Source organism: Candidatus Methylomirabilota bacterium (assembly GCA_035764725.1).
Lineage (GTDB): Bacteria > Methylomirabilota > Methylomirabilia > Rokubacteriales > CSP1-6 > DASRWT01.
Window position 1 is genome coordinate 1 of the sequence record DASTYT010000057.1, and the last position, 25,871, is coordinate 25,871.

General features: G+C 68.5%; 26 protein-coding genes. 7 read left to right on the plus strand and 19 right to left on the minus strand.

What is annotated here, in order from left to right; genetic code table 11:
• The 4 genes from ppsA to VFX14_10410 form a co-directional block, all read right to left on the minus strand.
• A partial coding sequence (gene ppsA / locus VFX14_10395) for a phosphoenolpyruvate synthase (GenBank protein ID HEU5190087.1) occupies positions 1-2,425 on the minus strand: 2,425 nt, incomplete at its 3' end.
• On the minus strand, positions 2,422-2,625 hold the full coding sequence (locus tag VFX14_10400) for a hypothetical protein (GenBank protein HEU5190088.1): 204 nt from the start codon (positions 2,623-2,625) through the stop codon (positions 2,422-2,424). The genes ppsA and VFX14_10400, both read right to left, overlap by 4 nt.
• A 3-nt stretch (positions 2,626-2,628) precedes the next feature.
• Positions 2,629-3,282 (minus strand): protein-L-isoaspartate(D-aspartate) O-methyltransferase, encoded by a 654-nt coding sequence (locus VFX14_10405; GenBank protein ID HEU5190089.1) that lies wholly within the window; start codon positions 3,280-3,282, stop codon positions 2,629-2,631.
• A gap of 30 nt (positions 3,283-3,312) precedes the next feature.
• A complete protein-coding gene (locus VFX14_10410; protein ID HEU5190090.1) occupies positions 3,313-3,738 on the minus strand; it encodes an Hsp20/alpha crystallin family protein in 426 nt (141 codons plus the stop codon).
• 277 nt (positions 3,739-4,015) lie between these two features.
• Here VFX14_10410 and VFX14_10415 point away from each other — a divergent pair, with 277 nt between their 5' ends.
• On the plus strand, positions 4,016-4,438 hold the full coding sequence (locus tag VFX14_10415) for a CBS domain-containing protein (protein HEU5190091.1): 423 nt from the start codon (positions 4,016-4,018) through the stop codon (positions 4,436-4,438).
• Between the two features lie 80 nt (positions 4,439-4,518).
• Positions 4,519-7,320 (plus strand): AMP-binding protein, encoded by a 2,802-nt coding sequence (locus tag VFX14_10420; GenBank protein ID HEU5190092.1) that lies wholly within the window; start codon positions 4,519-4,521, stop codon positions 7,318-7,320.
• A gap of 110 nt (positions 7,321-7,430) precedes the next feature.
• Here the strand turns inward: VFX14_10420 and VFX14_10425 are convergent, their stop codons facing one another.
• The 6 genes from VFX14_10425 to VFX14_10450 all read right to left on the minus strand — a co-directional run bounded on the left by VFX14_10425 (position 7,431) and on the right by VFX14_10450 (position 12,720).
• Entirely contained in the window at positions 7,431-7,772 is a 342-nt protein-coding gene (locus tag VFX14_10425; GenBank protein ID HEU5190093.1) for a hypothetical protein, read from the minus strand.
• Entirely contained in the window at positions 7,769-8,857 is a 1,089-nt protein-coding gene (locus tag VFX14_10430) for an efflux RND transporter periplasmic adaptor subunit (GenBank protein HEU5190094.1), read from the minus strand. Before VFX14_10430 ends, VFX14_10425 begins: the two co-directional genes overlap by 4 nt.
• The gene (locus tag VFX14_10435; protein HEU5190095.1) at positions 8,850-10,082 is read right to left on the minus strand and encodes an ABC transporter permease; all 1,233 of its coding nucleotides are present in this window, start codon (positions 10,080-10,082) and stop codon (positions 8,850-8,852) included. Before VFX14_10435 ends, VFX14_10430 begins: the two co-directional genes overlap by 8 nt.
• Complete coding sequence (locus tag VFX14_10440) at positions 10,079-10,819, minus strand: ABC transporter ATP-binding protein (protein ID HEU5190096.1); 741 nt, start codon at positions 10,817-10,819, stop codon at positions 10,079-10,081. The genes VFX14_10435 and VFX14_10440 overlap by 4 nt, the downstream gene beginning before the upstream one ends.
• A 176-nt stretch (positions 10,820-10,995) precedes the next feature.
• A complete protein-coding gene (locus VFX14_10445; protein HEU5190097.1) occupies positions 10,996-12,195 on the minus strand; it encodes a phosphoglycerate kinase in 1,200 nt (399 codons plus the stop codon).
• A 327-nt stretch (positions 12,196-12,522) separates the two neighbouring features.
• Positions 12,523-12,720, minus strand: a complete 198-nt coding sequence (locus VFX14_10450; GenBank protein HEU5190098.1) for a CBS domain-containing protein — start codon at positions 12,718-12,720, stop codon at positions 12,523-12,525.
• A gap of 395 nt (positions 12,721-13,115) precedes the next feature.
• Here VFX14_10450 and VFX14_10455 point away from each other — a divergent pair, with 395 nt between their 5' ends.
• Positions 13,116-13,418 carry a hypothetical protein gene (locus VFX14_10455; GenBank protein ID HEU5190099.1) on the plus strand — a complete coding sequence of 101 codons (303 nt, stop codon included), beginning with the start codon at positions 13,116-13,118 and terminating at the stop codon, positions 13,416-13,418.
• On the opposite strand, the gene VFX14_10460 is transcribed toward VFX14_10455, so the two are convergent.
• The 3 genes from VFX14_10460 to VFX14_10470 form a co-directional block, all read right to left on the minus strand.
• Entirely contained in the window at positions 13,405-14,736 is a 1,332-nt protein-coding gene (locus tag VFX14_10460) for a cyclic 2,3-diphosphoglycerate synthase (protein HEU5190100.1), read from the minus strand. The two genes, VFX14_10455 and VFX14_10460, sit on opposite strands and share 14 nt — an antisense overlap.
• 5 nt (positions 14,737-14,741) lie before the next feature.
• On the minus strand, positions 14,742-15,182 hold the full coding sequence (locus VFX14_10465; GenBank protein HEU5190101.1) for a CBS domain-containing protein: 441 nt from the start codon (positions 15,180-15,182) through the stop codon (positions 14,742-14,744).
• Between the two features lie 97 nt (positions 15,183-15,279).
• Entirely contained in the window at positions 15,280-16,296 is a 1,017-nt protein-coding gene (locus VFX14_10470; GenBank protein HEU5190102.1) for an AIR synthase family protein, read from the minus strand.
• Between the two features lie 19 nt (positions 16,297-16,315).
• Here VFX14_10470 and VFX14_10475 point away from each other — a divergent pair, with 19 nt between their 5' ends.
• On the plus strand, positions 16,316-17,422 hold the full coding sequence (locus VFX14_10475) for a CapA family protein (GenBank protein HEU5190103.1): 1,107 nt from the start codon (positions 16,316-16,318) through the stop codon (positions 17,420-17,422).
• 5 nt (positions 17,423-17,427) lie between these two features.
• Here the strand turns inward: VFX14_10475 and VFX14_10480 are convergent, their stop codons facing one another.
• The 3 genes from VFX14_10480 to VFX14_10490 all read right to left on the minus strand — a co-directional run bounded on the left by VFX14_10480 (position 17,428) and on the right by VFX14_10490 (position 20,010).
• Positions 17,428-17,721, minus strand: a complete 294-nt coding sequence (locus VFX14_10480; protein ID HEU5190104.1) for a GYD domain-containing protein — start codon at positions 17,719-17,721, stop codon at positions 17,428-17,430.
• 19 nt (positions 17,722-17,740) lie between these two features.
• Complete coding sequence (locus VFX14_10485; protein HEU5190105.1) at positions 17,741-18,676, minus strand: sugar phosphate nucleotidyltransferase; 936 nt, start codon at positions 18,674-18,676, stop codon at positions 17,741-17,743.
• 218 nt (positions 18,677-18,894) lie between these two features.
• Positions 18,895-20,010, minus strand: a complete 1,116-nt coding sequence (locus VFX14_10490; protein HEU5190106.1) for a site-2 protease family protein — start codon at positions 20,008-20,010, stop codon at positions 18,895-18,897.
• 453 nt (positions 20,011-20,463) lie between these two features.
• On the opposite strand from VFX14_10490, the gene VFX14_10495 reads away from it, so the two are divergent.
• Both VFX14_10495 and kbl read left to right on the plus strand, forming a co-directional pair.
• Positions 20,464-21,486: an NAD-dependent epimerase/dehydratase family protein gene (locus tag VFX14_10495; GenBank protein HEU5190107.1), complete on the plus strand. Its 1,023-nt coding sequence runs from the start codon at positions 20,464-20,466 to the stop codon at positions 21,484-21,486.
• A 35-nt stretch (positions 21,487-21,521) separates the two neighbouring features.
• Positions 21,522-22,706, plus strand: a complete 1,185-nt coding sequence (gene kbl / locus VFX14_10500) for a glycine C-acetyltransferase (GenBank protein HEU5190108.1) — start codon at positions 21,522-21,524, stop codon at positions 22,704-22,706.
• Between the two features lie 165 nt (positions 22,707-22,871).
• On the opposite strand, the gene VFX14_10505 is transcribed toward kbl, so the two are convergent.
• Positions 22,872-23,093: an SHOCT domain-containing protein gene (locus tag VFX14_10505; protein ID HEU5190109.1), complete on the minus strand. Its 222-nt coding sequence runs from the start codon at positions 23,091-23,093 to the stop codon at positions 22,872-22,874.
• A gap of 184 nt (positions 23,094-23,277) precedes the next feature.
• Here VFX14_10505 and VFX14_10510 point away from each other — a divergent pair, with 184 nt between their 5' ends.
• A complete protein-coding gene (locus VFX14_10510) occupies positions 23,278-23,796 on the plus strand; it encodes a CDP-archaeol synthase (protein ID HEU5190110.1) in 519 nt (172 codons plus the stop codon).
• Between the two features lie 41 nt (positions 23,797-23,837).
• Here the strand turns inward: VFX14_10510 and glgP are convergent, their stop codons facing one another.
• Together glgP and VFX14_10520 are read right to left on the minus strand one after the other, a co-directional pair.
• A complete protein-coding gene (glgP, locus tag VFX14_10515) occupies positions 23,838-25,508 on the minus strand; it encodes an alpha-glucan family phosphorylase (GenBank protein HEU5190111.1) in 1,671 nt (556 codons plus the stop codon).
• The gene (locus VFX14_10520; protein ID HEU5190112.1) at positions 25,505-25,843 is read right to left on the minus strand and encodes a P-II family nitrogen regulator; all 339 of its coding nucleotides are present in this window, start codon (positions 25,841-25,843) and stop codon (positions 25,505-25,507) included. Before VFX14_10520 ends, glgP begins: the two co-directional genes overlap by 4 nt.
• Positions 25,844-25,871 lie beyond the last annotated feature (28 nt).

Sequence of the window (25,871 nt, forward strand, 5' to 3'; positions counted from 1 at the left end):
CGTGGGCCGCTCCGTCGGGCGTTGCCAGGCGCTTCTCGAGGTCGAGGACCACCTGTGTCGTGCGGACGACGCTGTCGGGGTTGAGGCTGATCGAGTCGATACCGATCTCGACGAGGAACTCCGCCATGTCGGGATAGTCCGAAGGCGCCTGGCCGCAGAGACCCGAGTGGACGCCGTTCCTGCGGCAGCCTTCCACGGCGAGCCGGATCATCTCCTTGACCCCCGGATCGCGCTCGTCGTAGTCGAACGCCACCAGCGCGCTGTCGCGGTCGACACCGAGCGTCAGCTGGGTGAGGTCGTTGGAACCGATCGAGAAGCCGTCGAAGATGGCGGCGAACTCGTCGGCGAGGATCGCGTTGGACGGGATCTCGGCCATCACGTAGACCTCGAGGCCGTTGACGCCTCGCGCGAGCCCATTGGCCGTGAGGAGATCGAGGACACGCCGACCCTCGGCCGGGGTCCGGCAGAAGGGGATCATGAGCTTCACGTTCGTGAGGCCCATCTCCTCGCGCACCCGCCGCAGGGCGCGGCATTCCAGGGCGAAGGCTTCCCGGTAGCGCGGGTGGGCGTACCGGAACGCCCCGCGGAACCCGAGCATCGGGTTGCCTTCCTCGGGCTCGAAGTCACGCCCGCCCACGAGCCCCGCGTACTCGCTGGACTTGAAGTCGGAGAGGCGCACGATCACGTCCTTGGGATAGAAGGCCGCCGCGATCGTCCCGACGCCCTCGGCCAGACGCCCGACGAAGTAGTCGCCGGGGTCCGGGTAGCCCTGGGTCAGCGCATGGATCTCGGCCCGGGTCGCCTGGTCCGCGATTCGTTCGGGGTGGAGCAAGGCGAGTGGGTGGACGCGAACGAAGCTCGCGATGATGAACTCGATGCGGGCCAGGCCGACGCCATCGTTGGGCAGCGCGGCCAGCCGGAAGGCCTCGCCGGGGTTGCCGACATTGAGCTGCACCTTCGTCGTCGTCTTCGGCAACGCCCCCAGCTCGACCTGCCGACGCTCGAAGGCGAGCGCGCCCCGGTACACCGATCCCGTCTCGCCTTCGGCGCACGAGACCGTGACCACCTGCTCGTCCGCCAGTATCTCGGTCGCGTTGCCGGTTCCGACCACGCAGGGGACGCCGAGCTCCCGGCTCACGATCGCGGCGTGGCAGGTCCGGCCGCCTCGGTCGGTCACGATCGCGGCGGCCCGCTTCATGATCGGCTCCCAGTCGGGATCGGTCATGGCGGCGACGAGCACGTCGCCGGGCTGGAACGTCGCAAGGTCCTGCACGTCGCGGAGACGCCGGGTCGGTCCGACGCCGATCCGCTGGCCGATCGCCGCACCACTGACCAGGCGCTGCCGCGGCGCATCCGCGGGCAGCGAGAAGACTTCGAGCCGGGACCGATGCTCCGCGCGGTGCACTGTCTCGGGCCGCGCCTGGAGAATGTAGAGGCGGCCGTCGGCGGAATCCTTCGCCCACTCGATGTCCATGGGAACCGGGCTACCGGCGCGACGCGAGTAGTGCTCCTCGATGGCGACGGCGAAGCGGCCGAGCTCCAGCGCCTCGCCTTCCGTGAGACTGGCCGCGGCCTGCGCTTCGCGCGGCACTGCGACCCGCTCGGGCTTCCCGTCGGCCCCCAGGGCGAGCTTCCATGTCTTCAAGGCGATCTTGCGCTTGAGGAGAGCCCGGTGACCGGTCCGCAGCGTCGGCTTGAAGATCCAGAATTCGTCCGGATCGAGCTGGCCCTGGACCACCGCCTCGCCCAGGCCGAACGCGCCGTTGACGAGGATGACCTCTCGGAAGCCGCTGTCGGGATCGAGCGTGAACACGACCCCGGAGCTGGCTCGATCGGACGCCACCATCTTCTGGACCACGACCGAGAGAAACACACCGAGATGATCGAATCCGTTCTGGATGCGGTAGACGATCGCGCGATCGGTGAAGATCGAAGCGAAGCAGCGACGGCACGCGCTCAGGAGCGGGGCTTCACCCTGGATCCCCAGGAAGCTCTCGTGCTGGCCGGCAAAGCTCGCCTGGGGCAGGTCCTCGGCGGTGGCGCTCGAGCGGACCGCCACCGTCGGCTCCCCGGGCCCGTATTCCCGCCCGAGGGCTCGGTAGGCGGAGGCGATCTCGTCCTCGAGTCCGGCAGGGAGCGGCGCCGACTCCACGAGTCGGCGCAACTCGGCGCCGGCCACAGCCAGCGCGGCCACGTCTTCGCCGGTCACGCCCTTCAGGATCACCGCGAGCCGATCACGGAGTCCATCATGGTCGAGCAGCGCGCGATACGCGGTCGCCGTGATCGCAAAGCCGTCCGGAACGCGTACGCCGGCCGCGCGGAGCTCGCCGTACAGCTCGCCCAGTGAGGCGGTCTTGCCACCGACGAGCGCGATGTCCGCGAGCCGGATGTCCCGGAGCCACCTGATGAAGGGCGAGGGGCTCAGTCGAGCTCCTCCTCGGGGCGGCCGCACCGGTCACATCGCGTCAGCGGCCAGTCCGTCCCGGCTTCGTCTTGCTCCCCGGCGGCGGCGTGGATCAGCCCACCGCATGGGCAGGGCTCTGGATACTCCTCCAGGCACTCCGGGCACTGGGCATCGCCCTTGATGTGCGTGGTCTCGTCACCGATCACGAAGGGCTCGTGCATCTCTCACTCCCCCGATTCATCGGGCCAGCCCTCGGCTCCGATCAAGGGCACGAAGGCGACGTTCTCGAGATCTTCGGACTCGTATTCGTGACCCTCGGTCCGCGTTACCCGGACGAGGCGCTGTGAGTCTGCCGCGCCCACCGGCATCACCAGCCGGCCACCCACCACTAGCTGTTGCAGAAGCGCGCCGGGCGTCTGCGGAGCCGCGGCGGTCACCAGGATCGCGTCGTAGGGCGCATACTCCGGCCACCCGAGGCTGCCGTCGCCCTCCCGCACGTGGACGGTAGCGTACCCGAGCTGCTCGAGGCGCGCCCGCGCCGCGCTGGCCAACGCGCCGATCCGCTCGACCGTGTACACATCCGCCGCGATCCTGGAAAGCACCGCCGCGCCGTAACCAGAGCCGGTGCCGATTTCGAGCACACGGGCTCCCGGTTTGAGGCGGGCGGCCGCGGTCATGGCGGCCACGATGTACGGCTGCGAGATGGTCTGGCCCTCCCCGATGGGGAGCGGGGAATCGTCGTAGGCCAGGTGTACCAGCGAGGCCGGGACGAACCGATCGCGCGGCACGTCTCGCATGGCCTGCAGCACGAGCGGATCGGTGATGCCCCGCGCCTCGATCTGAGTGGACACCATGCGGGTCCGCTCGGCGTTCGGCATCGGGGCACCACCGTTCTGCATCGGCGTCCTCTACTCGGCCTTGATCGGGATCGTGGTGCCCTTGGCTGCGGGTGTCTTGGGCAGGGTGATGGTCAGCACCCCCTTCTTGACGGCCGCCGTGACCTTGTCGGCATCCACCGCTATCGGTAGCCGGAGGCTCCGAGTGAAGACGCCGTAGGATCGCTCGATGCGGTGGCGGTGCTCGTCCTTCTCCTCCTTCTCCTGCTTCTTCTCGCCCTTGATCGTCAGCAGGTTCTCCTGGAGCTGGATCTGAATATCCTTCTGCTCCATCCCCGGAACCTCGACCGTGCAGACCAAGCTGTCCTTGGTCTCCGAGACGTCCATGCTCGGCGCCCAGTCACCGAGTGCGGGAAGCTCGCTCCACCTGAGCTCCGCCATACGGTCGAACAGCCGATCCATCTCGCTCTTCAGGCTCGTCATCCCCGTCCACGGCATCAACCCACGTATCATGGCGCTTCTCCTCCCTGTAGCAAAGGGGTGTCAGGTCGGACAATCCTCCGCGGGGCTGCATCGGAGGTGCCAGGATGGAAATTGCGGCGATTCGGCCACTTGCAATCGCCGGTCGGCGCCACTCCGAGGCGTTCTCGCCCCGGTTGGGGCCGCGGCACCCCAGGAAGCCTGTGCCCGCCCTTGGCGCCACGCGAGTTTGTCGGCGGCACTTGACTTGCAATCTGATACGGCGATCGAGTTTTCAACGCGAAGGAGGTTCGTCATGCTCGGGAAGATCTGCACCAAACCGGTAGTCACCGCGTCCGCCCAGATGACCGTGGAGCAGGCCGCGAGAGCCATGCGGTCGAAGAACGTCGGGGCCCTCATCGTGGTCAACGCCGGACGACCGGTCGGCATGCTGACGGACCGGGACATCGCGATCGAAGTCGTCGCCAAGGGACTGGACCCCGATACGGCCCGGGTCGGCGACGTTATGCACCGGAAGCCAGTCACAATCCTCCAGGAACAGGGCATCCTGGACGCGGTCAAGACATTCGCGCGGACCGGGATCCGACGACTTCCGGTCGTCACCAAGAACGGGGTCCTGGTCGGCGTCATCGCGGTGGATGACGTCATCGTGCTGCTCGGCAACGAGATGGGCCACTTGGCCGGCGCCCTTTCCGCCGGCCTTCGGCGCGCCTCGTAGATCCGGCGCGCCACGGTCGGGGCAGCCGCGTGCTGAGCACCCGAGCAGTCCGGCCCGACGGGCGAAGCATCGAGGCCGCCGTGCTGGACGTCATCGCGGCGCTCGTTGACGAGCTCGGCGGCCGGACTGGGGACCAGGCCGTCGGGCTCGATGAGGCGTTGGATCGGGAGCTCGGGATCGGCAGTCTCGAGCGCGTCGAGCTGCTCTTGCGCCTGGAGCAACGGTTCGGGGTGCGGCTCGCCGACGCGGTGATGGCCGAGGCGGTCAGCCCGCGCGACCTCGTGACGGCCATCCTGGCGGCCGCGCCTGGACCGGTCGAGGCGGCGCCGACGCCCGTGTCGCCGCTCGGCGAGGCGGCGCCCGCGCCGACGGGAGCCCGGTCTTTGATCGAGGCGCTCGCGTGGCACGCGGAGGCCAGTCCGGGGCGAGTACACATCTTCCTGCGCGAGGAGGACGGACGCGAGCGCCCGATCACGTATGGCGACCTCTGGCGCGGGGCTGGCGCGGTGGCCGCATCCCTGCGGGACCGCAAGCTCGGTCGGGGCGACACCGTGGCGATCATGCTCAGGACCGAGGAGACTTTCTTTCGGGCCTTCTTCGGTGTGCTGTTGGCGGGGGCGATCCCGGTACCCATCTATCCACCGCTGCGCCGCGACCTGATCGAGGACTATGCCCGTCGCCAGGTCGGGATCCTCCAGAATGCGGGCGTGCGGGCCATCCTGACCTTCGCCGAGGCCCAGCGCGTCGCCGCGCTCCTGAGGTCGCGCGTCCCCTCGGTTCGTCACGTCGTCTCCGCGGCGAGCCTCATGGAGCCGCCCCGCTCGGGGCCGGTTGCCGCGGCGGGCTCGGGCGATGCCGCATTGATCCAGTACACATCCGGCAGTACGGGCGAGCCCAAGGGTGTCCTTCTCTCGCATGCCAACCTGCTCGCCAACATCAGAGCCATCGGCGAGGCGATCCGGATTCGCCCCGACGATGTCGCGGTGAGCTGGCTGCCGCTCTACCACGACATGGGGCTGATCGGATCCTGGCTCGGTGCGCTCTATTTCGGGATCCCGATTGCCATCCTCTCCCCCCTGGCATTTCTCTCCCGCCCGGCACGATGGTTACGCGCCATCCATACGCACCAGGCGACCCTCTCCGCCGCGCCCAACTTCGCCTTCGACCTCTGCGCCCGCCGGATCGACGACGAGGAGCTGGCCGGGCTGGATCTGTCCTCGTGGCGCCTCGCCATGAACGGCTCGGAAACGGTGAGCCCCGCGACCATCGATCGATTCACCAGGCGCTTTGCCCCTTGCGGCTTCCGCGCCCATGTAATGTGTCCGGTCTACGGCCTCGCCGAGGCCTCCGTGGCCCTGACGATGCCGCCGCCCGCGACCGGCCCGCGCGTCGACACGGTTGCGCGGCGGGCCTTCCAGGAATCCGGCCGGGCGGATCCCGCCGCCCCAGACGAGCCGAACCCCCTTCTGTTCGTGTCGTGCGGTCGGCCCCTGAGTGGACACGCGGTGCGCATCGTCGATCGCGCTGGCCAGCCGGTTGCCGAGCGCGTCGAGGGAAGGATCGAGTTCCGCGGCCCTTCCGTCACACTCGGGTACTGGCGGAACCCTGCCGCCACCGCGGCGGTCCAACAAGATGGATGGATGGACTCCGGGGACCTCGGCTACTGGGCCGACGGGGAACTATTCATCACCGGTCGGCAAAAGGACCTCATCAAGAAGGCTGGACGGAACCTCTATCCCCAGGAGGTCGAGGAGATCGTGGGCGCGCTCCCTGGCATCCGCAAGGGCTGCGTGGCCGCCTTCGGCGTTCAAGACCCGAGTGTAGGCACCGAACGACTCGTGGTCGTCGCCGAGACGCGGACGGTTGACCACGCGGAGCGCGCACGGCTCCAGGCGGCGGTGATGGACCGGGTGGTCGCAGCGCTCGGGGTGCCGGCCGACGTGGTGGTGATCGCCGACCCCCATGCCGTCCTCAAGACTTCCAGCGGCAAGATCCGGCGAAGTGCCACGCGCGCGGCCTACCTGGCGGGCACGATGGGTCGACCGGCACGCTCCCCCGCCGCCCAGTGGACCCACCTCGTCCTGGGAGCCCTCGGTGCGCGAGTACGGCAGACGATCGGTCGCGTCCCCGCCCTCGGCCGGGCGATCTATCTGGGGGCCATTCTGCTGCCGGCTGTCGCGGCACTCTGGATCCTGGTGCTGCTGGCTCCGAGCGGATCGGCCACCGACCGCCTGGTGCGGCGCTGGTGTCGGCTCATCCTCACGCTCTCTGGCTGTGCCTTACGCCTGGAAGGGACTGAGCATCTCGCGAGGAGCGATGGCCCCATCGTCCTGGCTGCCAACCACGCCAGCTACCTGGACGTCGTGGTCCTCCTGGCCGTGCTGCCGCCGATCTTCCGGTTCGTCGCCAAGCGCGAACTCGGCCGCGCTCCGCTCGTAGGAGCGGTGATCCGCAAGGTCGGACACCTGACAGTGGAGCGTGGCCAGACCTCTCGCAGCGTAGCCGATGCGGAGCGGATCACCCGGGCTTTGCGCGATGGCCAGTCGGTGCTGGTCTTTCCCGAGGGGACGTTCTTTCGACCGCCCGGCATCCTGCCGTTCCGGCTCGGGGCCTTCAAGGCGGCGATTGAGACACGGGCTGCGATCGTCCCGATCACGATACGAGGCACCCGCGAGATCCTGCCGGCGGACAGCTGGCTACCCGTCCCCGGACCGATCACCGTCGCCGTCGGTGCGCCGATCCTGCCCGACGACGAGGGATGGCCCGCGATGATCCGCCTACGCGATCGTACGCGGGCGGAGATCGTCCGGCGGTCGGGAGAGCCACCAGTGGATCATCACGCGACGTTCGCGGCCGGAGCCGGAGGCTCTGATGGCCAGTGACGGGCCGAACTACTCGCGCTTTGGAACCAGCTCGAGCTGACGAAGCCAGACCGCGGCCTCACCATCGCTCGGGGCGTAGTGACCCGATCAAGGCCGGGCCCGAGCCTCGTCTAGAACCGAAGGCGCAGCCCCCCACCCGGCCCCGTGGGTTGCGGGACCGCCGTGGGCACGCCAACCACGACCTCCTGCAGCTCGCCGAGCTCGCCCTCCAGCACCTCGGTCATGCCGCCGTCGCTGAGGCCGAGTCGGAGCGGGACCGCACGGAGTTTCCCGCCGGGGCCGAGCACCCAGGCCTCGCCTGAGACGCCGCGAAGCGTATCGGACCGGGATTCCACAGCGGAGGGAGACGACACCTCGACCGCCGCCCCGGACGGTCGAAAGCGGAGCGCCGCATTGGGGACCTTGAGCACGCCGTCCTTCTGGTCGGTGATGATGCGCACGTTCGCGGTCATTCCCGGCAACAGCCTGAGCTCGGGGTTCGGGGCCGACACCACGACGTCGTAGGTGACGACGTTCTGGACGACCTGGGGCGCCTTCCGCACCTGCACGACCCCCCCCTGAAGGTCAATCCGGGGAACGAATCCACCGTGAACGTTACGAGCTGCCCCACGCGCACGCGACCTACGTCGGCCTCGTCGACGTTGGTGTCCACTTGCATCTTGGTTAGATCCTGGGCGATCTGGAACAATGTCGGAGCCTGCAGGCTGGCCGCCACCGTCTGGCCCACATCCACGTTGCGCGAGACCACGACGCCGTCCACGGGCGCCCTGATGATGGTGTGGTCCAGGTTGACCTGGGCTTGACGCAGGGCCGCCTCGTGCTGGCCGACCTGTGCCAGCGCGTTCTGGAGCTGGGCCTCGGCGACCTCCAGCTGGGCCTTGGCCGACTCCACCGCGGACGCCTGCGCCTGCTCCTGGGCAAGACTCGCCTCATGCTGTGCCACCGCCGAGTCGTAGGCAACCTGCGCGGCGTCGACGTCGGCCTGGGCGATCAGCCCGCTCCGCCCGAGCTCCTGCTGCCGGCCGAGATTCCGGAGACTGTCCGTCACGGCCACCAGGGCCTTGACGGTCTGGGCGTGGGCCGACGCGAGGGCTGCGCGACTGCTGTCCAGGTCCGCCCGGGTCTTCGCGAGCAGCGCTCGCTGGTTGAGCACCGTGGCCCGCGCGGCCGCCACCTCCGCTCGTGCCTGGTTCACCTGGGCATGGAAGATGTCGGGGTCAATCCGTGCGATCACCTGTCCCTTGGTGACCTGCGAATTGAAGTCGGCGTGGAGCTCTTTGATCTGACCCGAGATCTGCGAGCCCACCTGCACGGTGATCACCGCGTTCAACGTGCCGGTGGCCGAGATGCTGGCGAGCAGCGGCCCCCGTGTTACGCGCGCCGTCTGATACGGCGCCGGCCGGCCCGGAAGGCGAAGATAGAGATACGTGCCGGCTCCGGCGGCCAGGAGAAGCGCAATCAGCGCCAGGAGCCAACGGATCGGACGCTGGTTGAGCGCGACCGACGCAGCAATTGGCGCGGTTGCCGGCTTACTCATAGCGGAGTGCATCGATGGGCTTGAGCCGCGAGGCCTTGAGCGCCGGGTAGTAGCCGAAGAAGATCCCGACAGCGCACGCGGAGAGGAACGCGGGCAAGACGGCCGTGACCGAGACGAGCACGCGCCACTGGAACACCATGCCGATTACATAGGAGCCGGCGATCCCCAGGCCGATCCCGATCAGCCCGCCGGCCAGGGAGACCAAGACGGCTTCCACCAGGAACTGCCTCAAGATGTCCCGGCGGCGGGCTCCCACCGCACGGCGCAGGCCGATCTCGCGCGTCCGCTCGGTCACCGAGACCATCATGATGTTCATGATCCCGATGCCGCCCACGACGAGGGAGACGGCGGCCACCGCGGCCAGGAGCAGACTCATGACCCGAGAGGCGGCCTCCTGGCTCGCCAGGATCTCCGACAGATTGCGCACCGCGAAATCGTCGTCCTGATTGGGCTGCAGATGGTGCCGCTGCCGCAGCAGCGTGCGGATCTGCGGCTCGGCCGCCTTCATGCGGTCGGCTTCGCGGACCTTGACCAGGATCGCGCCTACCGCCCGGGCATTGGCCTGGCTGATCCCCAGGATCTTCTTCTTGGCCGTCGAGAGGGGGACGATCACGGTATCGTCCTGATCGTCTCCCTGGGTGCTCTGCCCCTTCCGGGCCAGGACCCCGACGACGGTGACCGGCACCTTCTTGATGCGGATGGTCTGTCCAATCGGGTCGGTGCTGCCGAAGAGGTTCTCCTTCACTGTCTCTCCGAGCAGGACGACCTTCGCGGCGGCATCCAGGTCTTCCTGCCTGAGAAGTCGTCCGGAGACCGCATCCCATCCGCGAGCCTGGAAGTAATCCGGGGTCACCCCCTGGAGCGCGGTCGACCAGTTGGTGTTTCCAAAGACCGTCTGGACGCCGCCGCGCATCACCGGCGCCGCCACCTGCACGCTCGTCACTTCGCGCTGGATCGCTCGCGCGTCGTCCTCAGTAATGGTGAGCTGGCTTCCGGCCCCGAGGCGGACGCCCCCCGCGGTGATGGACCCCGACAGCACGATGATGAGATTCGACCCGAGGCTTCGGATCTGCTCGGACACGCGGGCTTGCGCGCCGGCTCCGATCGCCATCATGGTGACCACGGCGCCCACGCCGATGATCACGCCGAGCGCGGTCAGCGCCGTCCTCAGCTTGTTGACTTGCAAGGCGCCGACCGCCATCTGCAGGCTCGGCCACGCTCTCATGCGGCCTTCCACGCCGGCATCGCCTGAAGGTCGGCCCGCGCCTCCCGCCGATTGTGGACCGGTTCATCACCTATCAGCCGGCCATCACGGAACGTGAGGATGCGCTCGGCATACTGCGAGATGTCCGGCTCGTGCGTCACGACCACCATGGTCAAGCCACTGCGGTGAAGCTCCTGGAGGATCGCCATGATCCCGACGCTCGTGCGGGTGTCGAGGTTCCCGGTGGGCTCATCGGCCAGCAGCAGGATCGGGTCGTTCACGAGCGCGCGCGCGATGGCCACCCACTGCTGCTCGCCTCCGGAAAGCTGGGCGGGGCGATGGTCTTCCCGCCCGGCGAGGCCGACCGCGCGGAGTCTGGCCTGGGCCTTCGCACGCCGCTCGGCGGCCGACACGTCGCTATAGAGCAGCGGGAGCTCGACGTTAGCCTCCGCGCTGATCCGCCCCAGCAGGTTGAACTGCTGGAAGACGAAGCCGATGCGCCGGTTGCGGATCTTCGACAGCTCGTCGTCGTCCAGGCCCGACACGTCGCGCCCTTCAAGGAGATATCGGCCAGCGGTGGGCGTGTCGAGGCAACCGAGGATCGTCATGAAGGTCGACTTGCCCGAGCCCGACGGGCCCATCACGGCCACCATCTCACCAGGCTGGATGGTCACCGACACCCCACGGAGCGCCTGGACCACGTGCGCGCCTAGCGAATAGTCCTTCACCAGATTCTCGGTTTCGATGAGCGGAGCCATGCTCTTCTCTGGAGGATTGCAAGCTGGTTGCCACACCGTAGAGGCGAGAAAAGTCCAGCTCGGACACGCGGTTCCACGATGGGCAGCGCGATCCGCAGCGCACGCTAGTGAGGTTCAATCGCCCCAGGTGTGGCCGACTGCCCCCCAGTAGCAACCGCATCACCACCGAGAACATCTCACACGGATGTCGTTGTCCGCCCCACGTCGCTCAAGGCTGCCACGCCGGGCAGCGGCTGGCCCTCGAGGGCCTTGAGGAACGCGGCCCCGGCCAGCGAAAGATGGCCGAGCTTGTCGGCGACTCCGGCGCGCCGGACCGCAGCGACCGTATCGCCGCCCGCGGCCACGGTCAGGCCTCGCGCGCTGGCCACCGCTTTGGCCAGCTCCTCGGTGCCTGAGGCGAACGGCGCCTGCTCCACCACACCCATCGGCCCGTTCCACACGACGGTGCCCGTATCCTGCAGGGCCCGCTGAAAGCGTGTCACCGTCGCGGGTCCGATATCGAAGCCGGACAGCGCCACGGGCATGTGTTCGGCGGGGACGGAATGCATCCAGTAGCGGTCTCCGGGGTGAACCGCCGCCACGAAATCCTCTGGAAGGAGGACCTGGATCCCGCGGGCAGCTGCATCATCGAGGATCTCCTTGGCAGTGGGGACGAGGTCCCACTCAACCGGCGAGCGGCCGACCTCGAGGCCGCGGGCCCTCAAGAACGTGAACGCCATCGCCCCGCCGATCAGCATTCGGTCCACCTGAGGCACCAGGTTCCGGACGATGCCGAGCTTGTCCGCCATCCTGGCTCCTCCCAGGATCAGAACGAGTGGTCGGCGGGGCTGTGCGAGGATGCGGTCGAGCACCACCAGCTCCCGCTGCATGAGGAGGCCGGCGGCCGCCGGGTGCAGGTACCGCGTGATCGCCACGACCGAGGCGTGCGTCCGGTGCGAGACCGAGAAGGCATCATTCACGTAGCAGTCGGCCAGCCGGGCCAGCGCCTGCGCGAATACGGAATCATTGGCTTCTTCCTCCACGTGGAATCGCAGGTTCTCGAGCAACAAGCACTGGCCCGGCTCGAGGGTCCGGGCCAGCTTCTCCGTGACGGGGCCGACGCAGTCCCGAGCCAGCGGCACCGGTTGCTCCAGCAGCTCCTGCAGGCGGAAGGCGACCGGCTTGAGCGAGTGCCGTGCCTCCCGGCCCTTGGGGCGCCCGAGATGCGATGCGAGCACGACGCTGGCACCGTTACGGAGGCAGCATTCGATGGTGGGCACGACGGCGCGGATGCGCGCGTCGTCGGTGATCTCATCTCCGGCGAGCGGGACGTTGAAATCCGCGCGGAGCAAGACACGTCGGCCTCGCAAGTCGACCTGGACGATCGTCAATTTCATCATCGCGCACCCTGGTCTTAGTTACTTCTCCTCGACGAGGAAGGCCACCTTCACCGTCGCGCGGTACTCGGCGATCTTGTTGTCCTTCACGCCCGGCGTCTATCCCTTCTTGATCTTGGGCTTGGTGGCTCCCCAAATGGCGCGCGGCCCTTCGGCAGCCTGGTGAATCGTCGTGTCCTTGCGAAAGGCAGCGTGGGCGGTCCTCTGTCGCCGACGTACGCGCGCCGGCAGCGCCCCCTGCTCTGACGGTCGGCCCGCCTTAGGGGACCGCGATGCCGGGATGGTCTTCTTGGTCGTGCGCTTTGCCTTCATGACATCCTCCGCTTCTCAGGCCTCGGCGCCCCACTTGCCGGGCCGTGAGATCACACCCTCGTCCAGCATCTGGACCACGGTCTTCAGGACGTCCCCGACCGCGAGGATTCCCGCGACTCGACCGTGCTCGACCACCGGCAACGCGCCGAGAGCGCGGCCTACGGTCATCGTCTGTCGGAAGGTGAGCACCGGCCGGGTCATGACGTCGCGCATGCGCACGACGCCTTCCGGCCAGGTGGGTTCCTCAAGCCCGCGGCGTGCTCGAGCCAGCCGCTTCGGGTTCCGCGTTCGTATGTCGCGAGTGAGAGCTCGCTTCGGATGCCTCATGAGCTCCTCCTTCTGCCGAGAACTTGCAACCGGCCTGCCAAGGCCCGCCCCCGCCTGACATTTGCGAAACACGGCAATGCGTGGCCACGCCGAGCGGAGGCTCCGAGGCGCTCGCGCCCCATCTGGGGCGCGAGTGCCTCCACCGGGCAGGGCTCGCCCCGATCCATGGGCGTCGTTCGCCGCAGGTTTGCCAGGATTCGAGCGCGAGGCATGCGGCTTGCTCCTCCATCCACAGGCCGGTGCACTCAGGCAGCTCGGACCGGCGAGGAGATGATCGAACAATGGGCTATCGATTCACCCGGAGGTGGGGGCAGGCTTCCGTTCTCGTCGGTGCCGGCGTATTCCTGATCGCCCTGCTCCTGGCTTCGTGGCTCGCCCTTTCGAACGGCAATGAGTTCGAGCAGTTCTCCTCGGCCCTTCGCATCATGGCCTTCCTGGTCGTCAGCCTCGTCGGGCTGCTCGTGGGCGGCACCATGGTCGTGGCGGGGCAGCTCATCTGCGTGATGCTCGACCAGCGTGAGCTGCTGGCAAGGATCCACGAAGCTCTCACGAAGGGCGGCCGCGCAGGGATCACCGACCGCTGACGTTGCGCGCCAGGAACCCTTCGACGACAGACGCCAGCGTAGGCACGCCGGCGTCCGCGAACTCGTAGCGAGCCCGCACGACCGGCGTCCGGAGGTGGATCAGCGCCGCCAGATCGAGCGGCGTGGCGGCCACCACCACGTCCGCGCCGGCCCGATCGATCGTCTCGCGCAGTGCCTCGAGCTGCTCGCGGTCGTAGCCGACCGCGGGCAACACCGGACCGATGTGCGGATATCGAGCGAAGAGCGCGCGGATGCTCGGTGGCGCGGACGCCCGTGGATCCACGATCGCGCCAGCGCCGGCGGTGGTGGCCGCGACGTAGCCGGCGCCGTACGGCATGCCCCCGTGCGTAAGAGTCGGTCCATCCTCGACCACCAGGACTCGACGGCCTCGTACGACCCCGGCGTCGTCGAGGCGCACCGGCGAGGCCGCCCGCACCACGATCGCCCGGTCGTTGATCGCGCGGACCTCCTCAACCACGGCCTGCGCGCCGGCCGCCGACGCGGCGTCGACCTTGTTGACGACGATCACGTCGGCCATGCGAAGCACCGCCTCGCCGGGGTGGTAACCGTCGGCCTGCCCTGGCCGGAGCGCGTCCGCCATCACGATGTGCAGGTCCGGCCGGAGGAAGGGGAAGTCGTTGTTGCCGCCATCCCACACGATCAGGTCGGCTTCCCGCTCGGCGCGCTCGACGATCGCCGCGTAGTCCACGCCGGCGAACACCACGTTCCCGGCGGCCAGGTGCGGCTCGTACTCCTCGCGCTCCTCGGCCGTGCATTGCGCCGCCTCGAGATCCTCCCGTCGCGCGAAGCGCTGCACGCGCTGGCGCTCCAGATCGCCGTAGGGCATCGGGTGGCGTAGCACCGCGACGCGGTGCCCTCGCGCGCGGAGCCATCCGCCCAGCCACCGAGCGACCTGCGACTTCCCGCAGCCGGTCCGGATGGCCGAGATCGCGATGACCGGCACCTGTGCGCGGAGCATCGTTCGCCGCGGGCCGAGCAGCGCGAAGTCCGCGCCGGCAGCCAGCGCCCGGGACGCCAGGTGCATGACGGTCGCATGGGAGACATCGCTATAGGCGAACACCACTCGGTCCACCTGCTCGCGGCGGCAGATCGTCTCGAGCTCCGCTTCGTGCTCGATCGGGATGCCGTCCGGATATCGCGGACCAGCGAGCGCGGCGGGATACCGGCGATCGCTCAGCCGGGGAATCTGGGCCTGGGTGAACGCGACGACGTGGACATGCGGATCATCGCGATAGACCAGATTGAAGTTGTGGAAGTCGCGGCCGGCGGCGCCCAGGATCACGATACGGGTAGGCACACCGCTCACCAGAGGAACGGGTTCGTCGCTTCGTCGACTTCGTGGCCTGCCCGGAGACCGGTGAACACATCCCGCTCGGTCAAGATGCCCACGAGCCGCCCATCCACCACGACCGGCAGGCTTCCGATCCGTCGCTGGAACATCGTGAGGGCTGCCTGCACCAGGGTGGTCTCCGGATGAGTCGTCACGACCGACCACGTCATCACGTCGCGGACTCGCGGCGCCTTCACGCGTTGCGGCTCCCATCCGACCTGCTCCGCCAGCGCGGGCATGAACGCGGCATGTCGCAGATCACGGTCTGTCACGATGCCGAGCACCTGCCCCGCGGGACCGACCACCGGAAGATGGCGCACGACCTTGCTGCGCATCAGCTCGGCAGCCTCTCGCACCGGCGTGTCAAGTCCCACCACCGCTGGCTGCTTCGTCATCACATCGCCGACCTTCATGGCTTCCTCAGGGAGGCTCCCGCTCTCATGGCCGCTCCTCCAGGCATTCCTGCACCTGCATTGTGAGACGGAAGATCCTCGTCTGCACACGATCTAATCACCGGAGGCGAGTCAGCTCGTCGCGCGGTGACCATTCGAACCGCGCGGACTTGCCCGCGCGATAGGCGGCCACCCCGCGGCCACGCTCCACCGCCCCGATCACCGCCGCGGGCACGTCGCGGCGCCTAAGGGCTCCGAGCGCCGCATCCGCCCGACGCTTCGGGATTGTGAGCAGCAGCGCGCCCGAGGCGATCAGCCCGAGCGGCCGAAGGCCGAAGTGAGCGCAAAGGCGGCTGGTGAGAGGGTGGACGGGAATGCGGTCCAGGTCGACAACCAGCCGCCGGCCCGAGGCGGTGGCGAGCTCGAAAAGGGCCGCGGCGACTCCTCCCTCGGTGGGATCGTGCATCGCCGTCGCCCCCGCCCGCGCCGCGAGCAAAGCCTCCCGGACCACCGAGATGCCGGGTCGGTGGTTGAAGCGAGCCGCCTCGTGCCGCTCGCGCCGGCCGAGCAGGCGCTGGGCCTCGCCGGCGAACCGGCGGGCGAGAATCGACGTGCCCTCGATGCCGGCGAACGCGGTCATGACGATGACGTCTCCGACGCGGGCTCCCGCCGCGGTCACCAGCCGTTCCTTTGGGACCACCCCCTGCATGTCCCCGGCCACGATCGGCTGCGTCACGGCGCTGGAGATCTCGGTGTGACCGCCGGTCACCGCGATGCCGAGCCCCCGCGCGCTCCGATCGATGTCGCGGAAGATCCGCCGCACGACCGCGGGCGCGGTGCGGGGCGGCACGATGATCGTGGACTGGAACCATGCCGGCCGGGCCCCCATGACCGCCACGTCGTTGGCGTTGACGTGCACGACGTACCAGCCGATTTCCTCGACGGTGAACGTCACCGGATCGCTCTTGAGGATCAGGTACTGCCGTCCGAGATCGATGACCGCAGCGTCGAGGCCGAAGGCCGGGCCCAGGACCACGCGACGATCGGATGCGCCGCGATAGCGGAGCAGGCCGCGCAGCATGGACGGCGGCAGCTTACCGGGAAGCAGGGCCATGGACTCGGCCGGGTACGTCACTTGTAACAATATAGAGAGTATGGGAACCGTGACCATCTTCCTGTGCGGCGACGTCATGACGGGACGCGGCGTCGACCAGGTCCTGCCGCACCCGAGTGATGCCCGCCTCCACGAGGAGTACGTCAAGGACGCCCGTCAGTACGTGCGGCTGGCCGAGGCCGCGAGCGGACCGATTCCCCGTCCGGTGGGTTTCTCGTACATCTGGGGTGACGCGCTCGAGGAGCTGGCGCGCATCTCGCCGGAGGCGCGCGTCGTCAACCTGGAGACCAGCATCACGCGGAGCGACGATCGCCGGCCGGGCAAAGGGATCCACTACCGGATGCACCCAGACAACGTCGGATGCCTCGCCGCCGCCCGGATCGACGTGTGCGCGCTGGCGAACAACCACGTGCTCGATTTCGGCGAGGCCGGCCTGCTCGAGACCATCGACACGCTGGCCGCGGTCAGCGTGCGAGGCGCAGGCGCGGGGCGTACGCTCGCACAAGCGCGCGAGCCGGCAAGCGTGGGGATTCCGGGGGAAGGCCGGCTGTTCGTCTTCGCGTTCGGTGACCCGTCTAGCGGCATTCCCTCGAGCTGGGCCGCCACCGACGACGCGCCCGGAATCGACGTGCTGCCCGATTTGTTGGAAGCGACGGCCGGCGAGATCCTGGAGCGGGTCCGGTCGGTGAAGCAAGCGCGGGACATCGTCGTCGCGTCCATCCACTGGGGCGGCAACTGGGGCTATCAGATCCCCGCGGCTCAGCAACAGTTCGCGCGGTGGCTCCTCGATGGAGGGGTCGATATCGTCCACGGCCATTCCTCCCACCACGCCCGGCCGATCGAGCTCTACCGGGGCAAGCTCATCCTCTACGGTTGCGGCGACTTCCTCGACGACTACGAGGGCATCGTCGGCCACGAGGAGTTCCGTGGCGACCTGGCGCTGATGTACTTTCCCACGGTCGAGCCGGAGACGGGCCAGCTTAAGAGCCTTCGCATCACGCCGATGCAGATCCGGAACCTCCAGCTCAACCGCGCCCGCGCCGCCGACGCCGAGTGGCTCGCCTGCACCCTCGACCGGATTAGCCGGCCATTCGGCGCGCAGATCAAGCTCACCGATGACGGGACTCTGGCGCTCCGACCCAGCTGAGGGCGTCAGCGCGGCAGCACGATCTCGAAACGCTCCCAGGGCATGGCGGTCCACGTCTCGGTCTGCCCGTGACCATACGAGCGGATGATCATCACCACTTTGGCGGCGATGATCTCGTCTGGGGCCTCGAAGATGTCCATGTAGTCATACGGGCCCAGGATCGCGTAGTTGGCCACCCACTTCGCCTGGGGACAGTCCCTCCGGACGTGATCGGCCACCACCTTCTCGAGGCGCTTCAGCTCCCCCGGAGTCTTGACGGCCTCGGGGGTGAGTCGGGTCAGCACGACGTATGTCGGCATGGGAATCCTCCTTTCTTCGTCACGACACCGCGAGGTCCGACGTGCGGACCCACGCCGGGCGCTCTCGGACACTGCGGAGAATCTCGAATACCCGCCGAGGGGTCCCGAGGTCAGACCACACGAGCCGCGGCATCTCTGTCACGGCCAGGAACGGCGGACATGGCTCCAGGATCGCGTGGGAGAAATTGGCCTTCGGCATCAGCGTGTAGGCCTGGTGCAGCGCCCAGGCCTCCTCGGCGGTTCCAAAGAAGGCACCCGCTCGCCCGAGTCGGTCGTTCACCTCCGGGACGGCCTCGTGACCGGCCCGGATAAAGGTCGCCACCTTGCCCACGAGGACGAAAGTGTTCCAGAGGCAACCGGCTTCGAAACAGATGCGAGCTCTCTCCTCTGATGGCTTCTCCCAGAAGCGACGAACCTCCCAGATCCGGCGATCGGGATCCGAGTCGAGCAGTCGTCCCTGCTCGATCCAGCCGTATTCCACCTCGGGTCGGGATGCGCGAGCGCCGACGAGCACGAGCCGCTCTGGGTGCTGCTCGATCCACGCGGCGAGCTCCTCGATGTGGACCATGAATGTCGCCGGCTCCGAGATGAAGTGATCGGAGGGAAACACAGCAGCGATCGCGCCGGGGTCCCGCCTGGCGATCCAGTGGACCGGCAAGAGAATCCCGGCCGCCGTGCTGCGGTCGGCCGGCTGGACCAGCACGTGGGGGCGTTCGGGTCCCCCACCGGGCTTCCCGAAGTACGGCGCGTGACTGCGCAGAGTGACCACCACGGTCCGGGCCGGAGCGATCCCGAGGGCAACCCGATCGAGAGTCTGCTGGAGCAGCGTTCGGTCCCCGAGAACCGGGAGGTACTGCTTCGGGCGGTGGTCACCACAGATGCGCTGGGACAAGGTCCGAAGCCTCACCCCCTCGCCGCCGGCCAGCACGACCCCCCAGAGTTGTCGATCGCTCATGTCGCGTTCGCTGATCTCAGTCCCGCAGCGAAGAGCATTGCCCGTGCCAGCCTCGCTCGCCTTGCGCGAGCGAGGCGACATCCTCGTGCCGTCGGTGACTTGCTGCTCGCAGCCGTGTCGCCGCCGCGTTCCTCTCGATGGGGCGCCTTCGCCACACTGGGGCGTGCGTGCCGACCTTCTGGGCCGCAGCGGCCAGGCCGGGCGAGCTTGCCGCCGGCTCACACCCCCAGCTCTGCGCGAACCCGGAGGTAGTGGAGAATCTGCTCGCGGCCGATCATGCCGACCAGCTCGCCAGCCTGGACCACCGGCATCTGGGCGACGTCGGCGTTGTCCATCTGCTCAAGGGCAGCCAGCAAGTTCGTCGCCGGTTCCACCATGGTCACCTTGCCGGCCGGAGTCATGACCTCGCCGACCATGACTCTCGGCCACCGGTCCTTCGGGACCGTCTTGATCTCGTGCACCGTCAGCAGCCCCGCGAGGCGTCCGTCCTCGGTCACCATGAAGCAGCGTCGGCCCGCCCCCAGCACTTCCTCTCGAACCACGCGGTCGAGGCTCCAGGCCCGTTCGACCCGCCGGCAGTCACGTGTCATGACCTGGCCCACCGTCACATCGGACAGCGTCTCGCGCAGGTTGCCCTCGGCGTGGCTGACCGCGGCCGCATTCTGGAGAAACCAGCCGATGAAGGTAATCCACATGCCGCCGATGACATCGCCGCGCATCACGTTCAAGATGCCCCACCCGATGAATCCGAAGGCCACGAGCTGGCCAATGGCCGCTGCGGCCTCGCTGGCGCGTCGAAGGCTCCCGGTCCAGCGCCAGACCAGCGCGCGAAGCAGCCGCCCGCCGTCCAGCGGGAAGCCGGGGACCATGTTGAAGATCGCCACCCCGAAGTTGATGCGGGCCAGCCAGATCGCGGGCGCGGCCAGGATCGGGACGTCGCGGACGACCTGCCAGGCACCGGCGAATAGTACCGCCAGGAGCATGCTCGTGATGGGGCCGGCGATCGCGATCCGGAGCTCTGCGCCCGGTCCATGGGGCTCTCGGGCAATCTGAGCGACCCCACCGAAGATGAAGAGCGTGATGCTGCGGATCGGAATTTGATTGCGCAGCGCCACCCAGGAGTGCCCGAGCTCGTGGATCAGAACCGAGGCAAAGAGCGCCAGCGCGGCGACCGCGCCGACCGCCCAGTAGGTCCCGGTCGACCATCCGGGATACTCGTGCGGAAAGTACCCGGAGGCCAGGGACCAGGTCACGAGGCCGAAGATCAGGAGCCAGCTGACGTGAACCCGGATGGGGATACCCCAGACCTGGAGGACCTGGAATCTATTCTTCATGCGGTCACCACCTCCTCGATCGAGGGCACGTTCACATCGAGCGCTCCGCGCGCGACGCCAGTGCCGGCAGCAAGCGCGATGCCAGTGGGGCGGCAGCTCCCTTGCTGAGGCAGCCGTGCCCCGTGGCCCGCGCGCGCGGCGACCTATAACCTCCTGAGCAGAAGCCGGTTCCTCAGTGGCACCGACCTTGCTCCCGCTCGAATGAGCATGACTGGTCCTACGAGTCTGCCGCCCGGCGGGCGGCGAGAAAGGCCGCTCGAATGATCAGGAAGATCGGTGGCAGATACGTCGTGGTATCGGAGACGACCGGACGGAGGTTCGGCACCTACGACACGAGGGCCGAGGCGGAGCGGCGACTGCGCCAGATCGAGTTCTTCAAGCACCTGAGAAGTCGGTCCCCCCGCCGGGGCGCCGTCTGGTCCTATCGGTAGCCGGAGCGCCGGCAGGTCACGCATGGCGCGCAAGCCGGTGGTCCTGGTGACCGGCGCGGGAGGCGAGGTCGGGCACGGCCTGATCCATCACCTTGCGGCCCTCGGCAACTACGACGTCCTGGCGCTCGACGTGCGGGCGATGGACGAGGAGGTGGCGCAACACTGCGTGGCAACCCGGGTCGGCGACGTGCTCGACCGCCACCTGCTCGACCGGCTGCGGAGCGAGTTCGAGATCTCGGCCGTCTTCCATCTGGCGGCACTCCTGTCCACGCGTGCGGAGTTCGTCCCAGAGACGGCCCACGAGGTGAACGTCGAGGGCACGCTCAATCTGCTTCGGCTCGCGGTGGACGAGGCCCGCTCCCTCGGCCGCCCGGTCAAGTTCCTGTTCCCGAGCTCGATCGCGGTGTACGGGCTGCCGGATCTCGACACGAAGCGGGTGGCCGGCCGGGTGACCGAGGCGGCGTGGCTTCAGCCGATCACGATGTACGGCTCCAACAAGCTATATTGCGAGCACCTGGGCCGCTACTTCGGGCGTCACTACCGCCAGCTGGCCTCTGGCGAGGTGAGCGGCGTCGACTTCCGGGCTGTTCGCTTTCCCGGACTGATCTCGGCCTTCACCGTACCGAGCGGCGGCACGAGCGATTACGCATCGGAGATGATCCATGCGGCCGCGCAGGGACGCCCCTATGCTTGCTTCGTCCGCGAAGACACGCGTATCCCGTTCATGGCCATGCCCGACGCGGTCCGTGCCCTGATGGACCTGCTCGAAGCGCCGGCCGATGCCTTGACGAGCACCGTGTACAATGTCGCGGCCTTCAGCCCGAGCGCGGGCGAGCTCGCCGAGCTGGTGCGGCGGGCATTCCCGGAAGAGCGGATCACGTTCACGCCGGACGGACGCCGGCAGGCCATCGTCGACTCGTGGCCGGAGGACATCGATGACGCACGGGCCCGGAAGGACTGGGGGTTTCGACCGACCTACGACCTCCGGCGCACGTTTGAGGAATACCTGACCCCCAACATCGCGCGGCGCTACGCTGCGCGCTGAGCGACTGGCGGCCAAGCGGCCCGCGGAGACGGACAATGTACGGTCAAGTCAGGCAGCGGCTTCAGGCCGAGCTCGAGGCCATCCGCGAGGCGGGCCTCTGGAAGGGCGAGCGGCTCATCGAAGGGCCGCAAGGAGCCCGAGTGGCGGTGGCCGGGCGTGAAGTGCTCAACTTCTGCGCCAACAACTACCTCGGGCTGGCCAACGAGGCGACGCTCGTCCGCGCGGCGCAAGAGGGGCTCGCCCGCTGGGGGTTCGGGCTCGCGAGCGTGCGGTTCATCTGCGGCACCCAAACGATCCACACGCAGCTGGAGGCCGCCATCGCACACTTCCTGTGGACGGAGGACGCCGTGCTCTACACGTCGTGCTTCGACGCCAACGGCGGCCTCTTCGAGACCCTCCTCGACGAGCCCGACGTGGTCATCTCAGACGCGTTGAACCACGCCTCGATCATCGACGGCATCCGCCTGTGTCGCGCCCAGCGCCGCCGCTATGCCCACGGCGACATGGCCGAGCTCGCGCGCCTCCTCGGCACCACGCGTGAGGCGAGGACGCGGCTGATCGTGACCGATGGAGTGTTCTCCATGGACGGCGACGTGGCGCCCCTGGCCGCGATCTGTGATCTGGCCGACCGGTACGACGCGCTCGTGATGGTAGACGACAGCCACGCGACGGGCTTCTTCGGGGCAACGGGCCGCGGGACCCCCGAGCACTGCGGGGTGGCCGGGCGTGTAGACATCATCACCTCGACGTTTGGCAAGGCGCTCGGCGGAGCCAGCGGAGGCTTCACGGCGACCCGGGCCGAGATCACGGCGCTCCTGCGCCAGCGCTCCCGGCCCTATCTTTTCTCGAACACGCTGCCGCCGGCCCTGGTCTCGGCGTCCCTCGCCGGCCTGGTGCTCCTCTCCACGTCCGCCGAGCGCCGCGAGCGGCTCGCGGCCAACACGCGCTGGTTCCGCCGGGCCATGACCGAGGCGGGCTTTGGGATCCGGCCCGGCGATCATCCGATCGTGGTCATCATGCTGGGCGATGCCCGGCTTGCGCACCGGATGGCGGCGGATCTATTCGCCGAGGGGATCTACGTGGTCGGCTTCTCTTACCCGGTGGTGCCGAAGGACCAGGCGCGAATCCGGGTCCAGATCAGCGCCGCCCACGGCCCGGCCGATCTCGAGCGTGCGGTGGCCGCCTTCGTCAAGGTCGGCCGCGCTCACGGGGTGATCTGACCCCTGGGCCAGCCGCCCACCTTTCCCGCGATGGGACCTGGCAGACCGCCGAGCCTTCCGCTTGCGTCCGATGAGAGGCGGCTTCTGGCCCCGAGAGAGCGCGCGGAGGGTCGGCCGACCGACGGTGACGGCGTCCGGCCGATGGCGAGGGGAGTTCTGGGCTCCTCACGCGAGATCGCGCTTCTTCGCCTCGAACTCCTCCTTGTTGATCTCGCCGCGTGCGTACCGCTGTCGAAGGATGTCGAGCGCGGTATCGGCCGGGCGCGTCTCCCTGCCCTGGCTCATCAGCCATCGGATCCCCAGCACGAAACCCACGATCACCACGGTCCAGAACACGAGCATCATCGCCATCATCACGACGCCCCACGCCCCCCAGACGCTCCACATCGAAGGGTGCATACCCCATCCCCATTCGTACGCGCGCTCTTGCGCCGCAGCCGGAGGCGGCGTGAGCCACGGCGCGATTTCCGTCGGCAGGACCCTTGTAAATTCCATACACCCTACCTCCTCGGAGCGCATTCCTCGACATTCGCGTTCGTGCCCGGCCATGGCAAGCTGCCACTACGCCCGCATGCTCATCCTCGCCAACGCGGCCTTACACGTGGTGCGGCTTCTCTATTTCATGGCGCCCGCGTACGCGGCCAACATGGCGCCCCCGTTCGTCCGGTACTGGAAGGGATGGAACCGGCCGCTCAGCCGACGGTGGCTCGGCCAGCACAAGACGGTCATCGGCGTCGGCCTCGGCGTGCTCGCGGCGGTCGCGGTCACCTTCGTCCAGTCCCGCATTCCCTGGTCGGGAGGTCTCGTCTCCTACCATGATTGGGCGGGGCTGGGCTTGCGCTTCGGCGTGGGCGCCATGGCCGGCGATGCGCTCAAGAGCTTTGCGAAGCGCCGGCGCGGGATCGCGCCGGGGGCGCCGTGGATCCCCTGGGATCAGCTCGACTTCGCGCTCGGCGCGCTGATGCTGGTCTGGGGCCGGGCCCCGCTGGCGTGGGTCGATGTGGCGACGATCCTCGTCGCGACGGTGGCTGGGCACATTCTCGTCAACCACATCGGTTACTGGCTCGGGATCCGAGACGTGAAGTGGTAGATACGTGGGGCGCATCGCGCCAGGCCCGCGGCGCACGGGCGTCAGTCTCCGTACGCCATCACGACGTATTGCTGGAGCATGCGCTGGGTATTGAAGAAGGACGCGTTGAAGGCGATGGTCGAGCGCATCAGCCTCGGCCACTGGTCCCCCGCGTCGTGGTAGAGCGGCATCACCTGCTTCTCCAGCGTCCAGTAGAGATCGGCGGCATCGTCGGCGTCGCTGCGCTCCGCCGTCGACCCCCTCCGGGGCCCGATCGCCCATCCGGTGATGCCCTCGACGTAACCCTCCACCCACCAACCGTCCAGGATGCTGAGGCTCGGCACGCCGTTGTGGGCCGCCTTCATCCCGCTGGTCCCCGAGGCCTCGTGCGGGGGACGCGGCGTGTTCAGCCACACGTCGACGCCGGCGGTCAGTAGCACGCCCAAAGCCAGGTCATAGTTGCCGAGATAGGCGATCCTCACTTCGGGGACGAGATCCCTTCCCCACTGGACGATGCGGCGGATGAGGGCCTTCCCGCTGTCGTCACGCGGGTGGGCCTTCCCGGCGAACACGATTTGCAGCCTGCCATGCTCCCCGGCGAGCCGACGCAGCCGGTCACGGTCGTGGAAGAGTAGGTCGGGCCGCTTGTAGGCGGTGGCCCGCCGGGCAAAGCCAAGGGTGAACAGGTCGCGGTCGAAGCCGGCGTTGGTTCGCTCGTTGACGTCGGCGACCAGCCGCTGCTTCGCCTCCCGGTGGGCGAGGCGAATCGCCTCGAAGGGAATGCCGATGGCGTAGCGCAAGGAGAAGCTGTCCTTTCGCCAGTCCGGCATGTAGCGGTCGTAGAGGGCGGCGAACGACGGCGCGGTCCACGTCGCGGAGTGCACACCGTTGGTGATGGACCCGATCGGGTAGTTCGTGAACATCGAGTGGGAGACTTCGCCGTGCCGCTTGCTGACGCCGTTCACGTAGTGGCTCAGGGTGAGCGCAACCCGCGTCATGTTGAGCTCGTTGTCGCAGCAGCCCAGCACCGTGAGCGCGTTCACCCGGGCCGCCCCGAGCACGCTCCGCGCCAGCTCGATCGAGAAGCGGTCGTGGCCGGCGGGGACAGGCGTATGCGTGGTGAAGACGCACTGGCGCTTCGTGCGCTCGATGGCGGCCGCCCGGTCGCCCGGCGTGCGCGCGAGCTCCTCGGCGAACAGCTCCAGCGCGAGGAGAGACGAGTGGCCCTCGTTCAGGTGGAATCGGTCGACGCGGTCGTAGCCCAGCGTCCGCAACATCCGGACGCCCCCGACGCCCAGGATCAGCTCCTGACAGAGGCGGTACCGGTCGTCGCCGCCGTAGAGGTGATCGGTCAGGCGCCGGTCAGCGGGGTCGTTGTCGGGCACGTCCGCGTCGAGCAGGAGCACCGGGACCGACGAGCCCCCGGCGCCGGCAACCGTGTATCGCCAGGCTCGCAGGTTGACCGCCCGGCCCTCCACCTCCGCGATGCACGCGCCGGCCACGGGCTCCAGGAGATCGTCGACCGGCCACTCGACCGGCTCCTCGTGCTGCTCGCCCTGGGCGTCGAGACGCTGGTAGAAGTAGCCCTTCCGGTGCAGCAACGTCACTCCGATCATCGCGAGGCCGAGGTCAGCGGCACTCCTTAGCGTGTCGCCCGCCAGGATGCCAAGCCCGCCACTGTAGGTGGGAATCCGGCTCTCCAGGGCCACCTCCATCGAGAAGTAGGCGATCACTGAGCGGCCTCCCCCGCCTCGCCGGTACGGATCCGAGTCGGCCCCACGAGCGAGAGCACGAACACCTTGCGGTCGCCCGGGGACCCGGTCCGGGCGACCTCGCAGATCGTGGAGACCATCGAGTCGACGAGCTGGTCGGACATCACGATCTCGAGTTTCGCGTTCGGGATGAGATCGATCGTGTAGCTGGCGCCATCTTGGTACGCGGTCCGCTCAGGCTCGTGACCCAGTCCACGCACGTCGCTGACCGTCATCCCGCCAACGCCGAGGGCGCTCACCGCCTCCTTCACCTCGTCGAGCCGCCAGGGCCTGATCACCGCCTCCACCTTCCTCATCCGCGTGCTCCATCATCGCCCGATCGGC

Bases quoted from the DNA above. Each gene is read 5' to 3' on its own strand.
- VFX14_10400 (HEU5190088.1), bottom strand. From the start codon at position 2,625: ATGCACGAGCCCTTCGTGATCGGTGACGAGACCACGCACATCAAGGGC.
- VFX14_10405 (HEU5190089.1), bottom strand. From the start codon at position 3,282: ATGCCGAACGCCGAGCGGACCCGCATGGTGTCCACTCAGATCGAGGCG.
- VFX14_10410 (HEU5190090.1), bottom strand. From the start codon at position 3,738: ATGCCGTGGACGGGGATGACGAGCCTGAAGAGCGAGATGGATCGGCTG.
- VFX14_10415 (HEU5190091.1), top strand. From the start codon at position 4,016: ATGCTCGGGAAGATCTGCACCAAACCGGTAGTCACCGCGTCCGCCCAG.
- VFX14_10425 (HEU5190093.1), bottom strand. From the start codon at position 7,772: ATGACCGCGAACGTGCGCATCATCACCGACCAGAAGGACGGCGTGCTC.
- VFX14_10430 (HEU5190094.1), bottom strand. From the start codon at position 8,857: ATGAGTAAGCCGGCAACCGCGCCAATTGCTGCGTCGGTCGCGCTCAAC.
- VFX14_10435 (HEU5190095.1), bottom strand. From the start codon at position 10,082: ATGAGAGCGTGGCCGAGCCTGCAGATGGCGGTCGGCGCCTTGCAAGTC.
- VFX14_10440 (HEU5190096.1), bottom strand. From the start codon at position 10,819: ATGGCTCCGCTCATCGAAACCGAGAATCTGGTGAAGGACTATTCGCTA.
- VFX14_10445 (HEU5190097.1), bottom strand. From the start codon at position 12,195: ATGAAATTGACGATCGTCCAGGTCGACTTGCGAGGCCGACGTGTCTTG.
- VFX14_10450 (HEU5190098.1), bottom strand. From the start codon at position 12,720: ATGCGCGACGTCATGACCCGGCCGGTGCTCACCTTCCGACAGACGATG.
- VFX14_10455 (HEU5190099.1), top strand. From the start codon at position 13,116: ATGGGCTATCGATTCACCCGGAGGTGGGGGCAGGCTTCCGTTCTCGTC.
- VFX14_10465 (HEU5190101.1), bottom strand. From the start codon at position 15,182: ATGAAGGTCGGCGATGTGATGACGAAGCAGCCAGCGGTGGTGGGACTT.
- VFX14_10475 (HEU5190103.1), top strand. From the start codon at position 16,316: ATGGGAACCGTGACCATCTTCCTGTGCGGCGACGTCATGACGGGACGC.
- VFX14_10480 (HEU5190104.1), bottom strand. From the start codon at position 17,721: ATGCCGACATACGTCGTGCTGACCCGACTCACCCCCGAGGCCGTCAAG.
- VFX14_10485 (HEU5190105.1), bottom strand. From the start codon at position 18,676: ATGAGCGATCGACAACTCTGGGGGGTCGTGCTGGCCGGCGGCGAGGGG.
- VFX14_10490 (HEU5190106.1), bottom strand. From the start codon at position 20,010: ATGAAGAATAGATTCCAGGTCCTCCAGGTCTGGGGTATCCCCATCCGG.
- VFX14_10495 (HEU5190107.1), top strand. From the start codon at position 20,464: ATGGCGCGCAAGCCGGTGGTCCTGGTGACCGGCGCGGGAGGCGAGGTC.
- kbl (HEU5190108.1), top strand. From the start codon at position 21,522: ATGTACGGTCAAGTCAGGCAGCGGCTTCAGGCCGAGCTCGAGGCCATC.
- VFX14_10505 (HEU5190109.1), bottom strand. From the start codon at position 23,093: ATGTGGAGCGTCTGGGGGGCGTGGGGCGTCGTGATGATGGCGATGATG.
- VFX14_10510 (HEU5190110.1), top strand. From the start codon at position 23,278: ATGCTCATCCTCGCCAACGCGGCCTTACACGTGGTGCGGCTTCTCTAT.
- VFX14_10520 (HEU5190112.1), bottom strand. From the start codon at position 25,843: ATGAGGAAGGTGGAGGCGGTGATCAGGCCCTGGCGGCTCGACGAGGTG.